This window comes from Jiangella rhizosphaerae (assembly GCF_003579925.1).
Lineage (GTDB): Bacteria > Actinomycetota > Actinomycetes > Jiangellales > Jiangellaceae > Jiangella > Jiangella rhizosphaerae.
In genome coordinates, this window is sequence record NZ_QUAL01000338.1 from 1 (window position 1) to 5,564 (window position 5,564).

9 protein-coding genes are annotated in these 5,564 nt (G+C 75.4%); 5 read left to right on the top strand and 4 right to left on the bottom strand.

What is annotated here, in order from left to right; genetic code table 11:
- The coding region (locus DY240_RS24405) for a DUF305 domain-containing protein (protein WP_147375502.1) at window positions 1-608 on the top strand (608 nt) is incomplete at its 5' end.
- Window positions 609-631: 23 nt separating this feature from the next.
- Window positions 632-1,135, top strand: coding sequence for a signal peptidase I (gene lepB, locus DY240_RS24410; RefSeq protein WP_158602985.1), 504 nt, complete (start codon window positions 632-634; stop codon window positions 1,133-1,135).
- Here the strand turns inward: lepB and DY240_RS24415 are convergent.
- Both DY240_RS24415 and DY240_RS24420 read right to left on the bottom strand, forming a co-directional pair.
- Complete coding sequence (locus DY240_RS24415; RefSeq protein WP_119662319.1) at window positions 1,132-1,548, bottom strand: PaaI family thioesterase; 417 nt, start codon at window positions 1,546-1,548, stop codon at window positions 1,132-1,134. The two genes, lepB and DY240_RS24415, sit on opposite strands and share 4 nt — an antisense overlap.
- Window positions 1,549-1,552: 4 nt before the next feature.
- Window positions 1,553-2,386 carry a helix-turn-helix domain-containing GNAT family N-acetyltransferase gene (locus DY240_RS24420; protein WP_119662320.1) on the bottom strand — a complete coding sequence of 278 codons (834 nt, stop codon included), beginning with the start codon at window positions 2,384-2,386 and terminating at the stop codon, window positions 1,553-1,555.
- Here DY240_RS24420 and DY240_RS24425 point away from each other — a divergent pair.
- Genes DY240_RS24425 through DY240_RS24435 form a run of 3 tightly spaced genes read left to right on the top strand, consistent with a single transcriptional unit; the run spans window position 2,279 to window position 4,866 of the window.
- On the top strand, window positions 2,279-3,814 hold the full coding sequence (locus DY240_RS24425) for an FAD-dependent oxidoreductase (protein WP_267901697.1): 1,536 nt from the start codon (window positions 2,279-2,281) through the stop codon (window positions 3,812-3,814). The genes DY240_RS24420 and DY240_RS24425 overlap by 108 nt on opposite strands.
- Window positions 3,815-3,859: 45 nt before the next feature.
- On the top strand, window positions 3,860-4,192 hold the full coding sequence (locus DY240_RS24430; RefSeq protein WP_119662322.1) for an ArsR/SmtB family transcription factor: 333 nt from the start codon (window positions 3,860-3,862) through the stop codon (window positions 4,190-4,192).
- Window positions 4,189-4,866: a cation diffusion facilitator family transporter gene (locus tag DY240_RS24435; protein WP_119662324.1), complete on the top strand. Its 678-nt coding sequence runs from the start codon at window positions 4,189-4,191 to the stop codon at window positions 4,864-4,866. Before DY240_RS24430 ends, DY240_RS24435 begins: the two co-directional genes overlap by 4 nt.
- Here DY240_RS24435 and DY240_RS24440 read toward each other — a convergent pair.
- Window positions 4,863-5,264, bottom strand: coding sequence for an arsenate reductase ArsC (locus tag DY240_RS24440; RefSeq protein WP_119662323.1), 402 nt, complete (start codon window positions 5,262-5,264; stop codon window positions 4,863-4,865). The two genes, DY240_RS24435 and DY240_RS24440, sit on opposite strands and share 4 nt — an antisense overlap.
- Before the next feature lie 12 nt (window positions 5,265-5,276).
- Window positions 5,277-5,564: arsenate-mycothiol transferase ArsC (locus DY240_RS24445; protein ID WP_407659389.1), on the bottom strand; the 288-nt coding region annotated here is incomplete at its 5' end.

A 5,564-nucleotide genomic window follows, 5' to 3' on the forward strand; every position in this document is an offset into this window, starting at 1 on the left:
GCTGGCTGGCCGGCGCCGGCGTGGCGGCGGCGCTGGTCGTGCCCGGTGCCTGGGTGGCGACGGCCGGCGGCGGCCATGACGCGCACGTGGCGTCGGCGCCGTCGCCGGCCGGGGACGTGCCGACGGACGCCGACGTCTGCTTCGTCCGGATGATGATCCCGCACCACGAGCAGGCGGTGGCGATGAGCGACCTGCTGCTGGCGAAGGCCGGCGTGTGGGACCGCGGCCGCCGCTACGCCGAGTTCGTCCGCGCCGCGCAGGCGCGCGAGGTCGAGACGATGCGTCGCTGGCTGGATGCGTGGGGGAGCGCGACGCACGGTGCGCACGACGCCGACGCCCCCGGCTGCGACCACGCGGGGCCGATGCCCGGCATGCTGACCGACGCCGAGGTGGCGGCGCTGCGGTCGGCGGACGGCCCGGCGGCGCAGCTGCTGTACCTGCGGTTGATGATCCCGCACCACGAGGGTGCCGTGGAGATGGCCTACGACGAGATCGCCGCCGGCTCGAACGTCTTCGCGATCTCCGTCGCCAAGCACGTCGTCCAGGACCAGCTGGGCGAGGTCGCCGCGATGGAGTCGATGCTCGCCGAGCTCGGCGCGGCATGGTGACCGGTGCCCGGCGTCTCCGTCTCGTGGCGGCGCTGGTCCTGGCGCTGGCCGTGGGCGCGCTGGTGCCCGGCCGAGTGGCGCACGTGTTCACGCTGGACAGCGCGTCGATGACGCCGACGCTCGAGCCCGGCGACCGCGTCGTGGCGAACCGGCTGGCCGAGCCCGGCCGCGGCGACCTCGTGGTGTTCCGCGACCCGGGCGGCTGGGTGCGGTCGGGCGCGAGCCCGTACCTCGTCAAGCGGGTCATCGGAGTGGCCGGCGACCGCGTGAGCTGCTGCTCGCGCGGCGCCGTGGTCGTCAACGGCGAGCCGCTGGCCGAGCCGTACCTGTCCGGCGGCGCGGCCGGCGCGGTCGCCTTCGACGTCACGGTGCCCGACGGCGCGCTCTGGGTGCTGGGCGACAACCGCGCCGACTCCAGGGACTCCCGCTCCGATCCGCTCGGCGAGCACGGCGGCGCCGTCGACCTGGAACTGGTGGTCGGCGTGGTCGCACTCGCCTGGGGCGCCCCGGGCGTTCGGACGTACTAGCCGAGCAGGGCGTAGACCGTCGAGGCGTGGGCGACGGGGCGGTCGTCGCCGTCGGCGGTGATGGTGACGTCGACGAACGCCAGCGTGCGGCCGAGCTTGCTGACCCGCGCCGTCACCAGGACGTCCGCGTCCATGACCGGCTGCTGGAACGTCGTCGACTGCTGGACGGTGGTCATCGGCCCGTAGCCGCCGCGCGCTGCGCTGAGTGCGATGACCGTCGCGGTGTCGGCGGCCGCCATGAGCGCCTGCCCGGACAGCGCGCCGCCCTCGCGGGCCAGCCGGTCGCTCCACGGCAGCCGCAACGTGGCATGCGCCTCGCCGGTGCCGACGACGGTGAGGCCGAGGTCCCGGACCCACGGGGCGAAGTTGGCGGCGAGGATCGCGTCGCCGTCGGCGGTGCTGAGAGCCGTCATGCCCTCATGATGCCCGGCGCTCCAACAGGACGGTGTCGTGCCACACGCCGTCGCGTTGGGCGATGCGCTCGCGGATGCCGACGGTGCGGTAGCCGGCCTGGTGGTGCAGCGACAGGCTGGCGCGGTTCTCGGTGAACACCGCCGTCTGCAGCGTCCACAGCCCGTCGGCGTCGGCCGCCGTCACCTGCCGCCGCAGCAGCGCCTTCCCGACCCCGCGGCCGCGGTGCTCCGCGGCGACGTACACCGACGTCTCGCCGACGCCTCGGTAGCACTCACGGGCCGAGACCGGCGCGACGGCGGTCCAGCCCACGACCTCGCCGTCGAGCTCCGCGACCCAGCGGTGGGCGGGCAGCCACCGAGCCGCCAGCTGGGTGCTCGGCGGCACCGACGTCTCGAACGTCGCGATGCCGGTGTCGATGCCCTGGCGGTAGATGCGCCGCACGGCCGGCCAGTCGGCGTCGGCCAGGGCCCGGACGGTGACGTCGGCCGGGACGTCGTCGGGGCAGCATGGGCCGGTGACGCCGACGCCCATGACGACGTCGGCCATGTGGGGGAGGCCGGTGCAGCAGGCCTCGTTGACGGTGACCCGCGTGCTGGTGCCGACCTTCGACACGTGCACGAATCGGGCGGCGGCGAGCTTACGCACGTGGTGCGAGGCGGTCGACTGGCTGATGCCCAGCAGGTCGGTCAGCTCGCCGACGGTGAGGCCGCCGTGCGAGGTGGCGACGGCGTGCAGCAGCCGGACCCGCGTGGGGTCGGAGAGCGCGGCGAAGCATTCGGCGTAGTCGGCGGCGGCGTCGCCTGGGAGCAGCGGCGTCGGGGCGGCCAGGGTCGTCATGGGTCGCAGTCTATCGACAGACGTCGATGGTTGCGACGATCGACATACGTCGATAGAGTCAGCACCGTTCTATCGACAGCCTTCGATGAAAGTGAGTCGCTCATGACGGATCCGGTGGTGATCGCCGGCGGCGGCCCGGTCGGGCTCGCGGCCGCGGCCGAACTGGCCGAGCGCGGCCTCGAGGTCGTGGTGTTCGAGCGCGGCGCGACGGCGGGCGCGGCGGTCGCGGCATGGGGCCACGTGCGGCTCTTCTCCGCCTGGCCGGAGCTGATCGCACCCGCCGCGCGCCGGCTGCTCGAACGCACCGGCTGGACGCCACCGCCGTCCGACGCGTACCCGACCGGTGCGGAGTGGGTGCGCGACTATCTCGCGCCACTGGCCGCGGCGCTCGGCGACCGGGTGCGCACCGAGGCGGAGGTCGTCGGCGTCGCCCGCCGCGGCCGCGACCGGGTCGTCGACGACGGCCGCGAGACCGAGCCGCTCACCGTCCACGTCCGGCACGCCGACGGCCGCGAGGAGCGGATCCGCGCCGGCGGCTTCATCGACGCCTCCGGCACCTGGGGCACGCCGAACCCGCTGGGCGGCGACGGCCTGCCGGCGCTGGGCGAGCGTGCGGCGGCGCAAGCCGGGCGGATCGACTACCGCGTGCCCGACCTCACCCGGCCGGCGGTCCGCGACCGTTACGCCGGCCGGCACGTCGTCGTCGCCGGGAGCGGACATTCCGCCCTGACCGCCCTGGTGTCCCTGATCGGGCACGCCGGTGACGCGGCGGTGACGTGGCTGCTGCGGCGCGGTGGCATCGGTGACACCTTCGGCGGCGGCGACGCCGACGAGCTGCCGGCCCGCGGCCGGCTCGGGCAGCAGGCCCGCGCCGCCGTCGAGTCCGGTGGCGTCCGCGTGGTCACCGGCTTCCGGACCGCGGCCGTCGAGTCCGGCCGCGACGGGCGCCTGAGGCTGGTCGCCGAGGACGGCCGCACCGTCGACGCCGTCGATCGGGTCGTGGCGCTGACCGGTCTGCGTCCGGAGCTCGGCTGGCTGTCGGAGCTGCGGCTGGAACTGGACCCCACGCTGCAGGCCCCGGTGCGGCTGGCGCCGCTGATCGACCCGAACGTGCACTCGTGCGGCAGCGTGCCGCCGCACGGCGTCCGCGAGCTCGCCCACCCCGAGCCCGGCGTGTACCTGGCCGGCATGAAGAGCTACGGCCGGGCGCCGACGTTCCTCGCGCTCACCGGGTACGAGCAGGTGCGCAGCATCGCCGCCGCGCTCGCCGGCGACCGCGACGCCGCCGAGCGGGTCGAACTGGTGCTGCCGGAGTCCGGCGTCTGCGGCGGGTCGGGCGGGTACGACGGCGACGGCGGCAGCGGCGGCTGCTGCGGGGTGGCGGCGGAGCCGGAACTGATCCAGCTGGGCGTGCGCCGCGGTCGCTGAGTAAATGATTCGCTGAATACAGCGATCCGTGTATCGTCGGGCGCCATGAGCACCGTCACGCTGTCGCACAGCGAGGCCGTGGCCCGGCTGGGCCACGCGTTGTCCGACCCCACGCGGGCGCGGGTCCTGCTCGCGCTGCGCGAGGCGCCGGCGTACCCGTCCGACCTCGCCGACGCGCTGGGCGTGTCGCGTCAGGTGATGTCGAACCAGCTCGCCTGCCTGCGCGGCTGCGGGCTGGTCGAGGCGACGCGCGACGGCCGCCGCACGTGGTACCGCCTGGCCGACCCGCACCTGGCGCCGGCACTGGAGGAACTGCTGCGGGTCATGCTGTTCGTCGACCCGGGCTGCTGCGGGCCCGACGGGTGCACCTGCGGATGAGCGGCATCCTGAGCGAGGGCCGGCGCGACGTGCTGCGCCGCCGCGTCCGGCTGATCGTCGCGACGACCATCGGCTACAACGTGGTCGAGGCCGTCGTCGCCGTCGCGGCCGGCGCGGGGGCGTCGTCGGCCGCGCTCATCGCGTTCGGGCTGGACTCCGTCGTCGAGGTCGTGTCGGCCGCCGCGATCGCGTGGCAGTTCGCCGGCCGCGACCACGAGGCGCGCGAGCGGACCGCGCTGCGGATCGTCGCACTCTCGTTCTTCGCGCTGGCCGCGTACGTCGGGTTCGAGGCGGTCCGGGCCCTGGCCGGCGCGAGCGAGCCCGGCCACAGCACCGTCGGCATCGTTCTGGCGGCGGTGAGCCTGGCCGTCATGCCGGGGCTGTCGTACCTGGAGCGGCGCACCGGCCGCGAGCTGGGCTCGGCGGCCGTCGTCGCCGACTCGAAGCAGACGCTGATCTGCAGCTACCTGTCGGCGGTGCTGCTGGCCGGGCTGGTGCTGAACTCCACGCTGGGCTGGTGGTGGGCCGACCCGCTGGCGGCGCTGGTGATCGCGGGGTTCGCCGTCCGTGAGGGCGTCGAGGCGTGGCAGGGCGACGCCTGCGCCATGACGGCCGGCGCGCTGCTGCGCGAGCCCGAGGCCGACGGCTGCGGGCCCGGCTGCGACTGCTGCTAGTCCAACACGCCGAGCTCGTACAGCAAGTTCAGGACCCTTCGCTCGATGTCGTCGCGGATCGGCCGGACGGCGTCGAGGTCCCGGCCGGCGGGGTCGTCGAGCGGCCAGTCCTCGTACCGCGTGCCGGGGACGTACGGGCAGGTGTCGCCGCAGCCCATCGTCACGACGACGTCGGCGGCCTCGAGGTCGGCGTCGGCCCAGCGCCGGGGCCGCTCGCCGGCGATGTCGATGCCGCGCTCGGCCATGGCGGCGACCGCGACCGGGTTGACCCGGTCCGCGGGCTCGGACCCGCCGGAGAACGCCGTCGCGCCGTCGCCCGCGTGGTGGCGGAAGAAGCCGAGCGCCATTTGCGAGCGGCCGGCGTTGTGCACGCACAGGAACAGCACGGACGGCGACATGCCGATCTCCTCTCAGGCCGCGGCGAGCCGCGGGGCGAGGCCGGCGACGCGGCCGGCGAGGGACGTGACGGTGGCGTCGAAGGCGTCGGGGGTGCCGACGCGGACGGGGTCGGGGATGGACCAGTGCAGCCCGCCGACGTCGCCCAGCTCCTCGTGGGCGTGGTCGCAGACGGTGACGACGAGGTCGTCGTCACCGGCCACGTCGGCGAGGCGCCGCGGCCGCGTCGCCCGCAGCGGGAGGCCGTGCCGCTTCGCCGCGGCGACGGCGCCCGGGTGGACGTGGCCGGCCGGACGCGTGCC

What these genes read in the sequence shown, in the direction of transcription:
- DY240_RS24415 (WP_119662319.1), bottom strand. Translation starts at nt 1,548, where the DNA reads ATGACGGCTCTCAGCACCGCCGACGGCGACGCGATCCTCGCCGCCAAC.
- DY240_RS24420 (WP_119662320.1), bottom strand. Translation starts at nt 2,386, where the DNA reads ATGACGACCCTGGCCGCCCCGACGCCGCTGCTCCCAGGCGACGCCGCC.
- DY240_RS24440 (WP_119662323.1), bottom strand. Translation starts at nt 5,264, where the DNA reads ATGTCGCCGTCCGTGCTGTTCCTGTGCGTGCACAACGCCGGCCGCTCG.
- DY240_RS24435 (WP_119662324.1), top strand. Translation starts at nt 4,189, where the DNA reads ATGAGCGGCATCCTGAGCGAGGGCCGGCGCGACGTGCTGCGCCGCCGC.
- DY240_RS24430 (WP_119662322.1), top strand. Translation starts at nt 3,860, where the DNA reads ATGAGCACCGTCACGCTGTCGCACAGCGAGGCCGTGGCCCGGCTGGGC.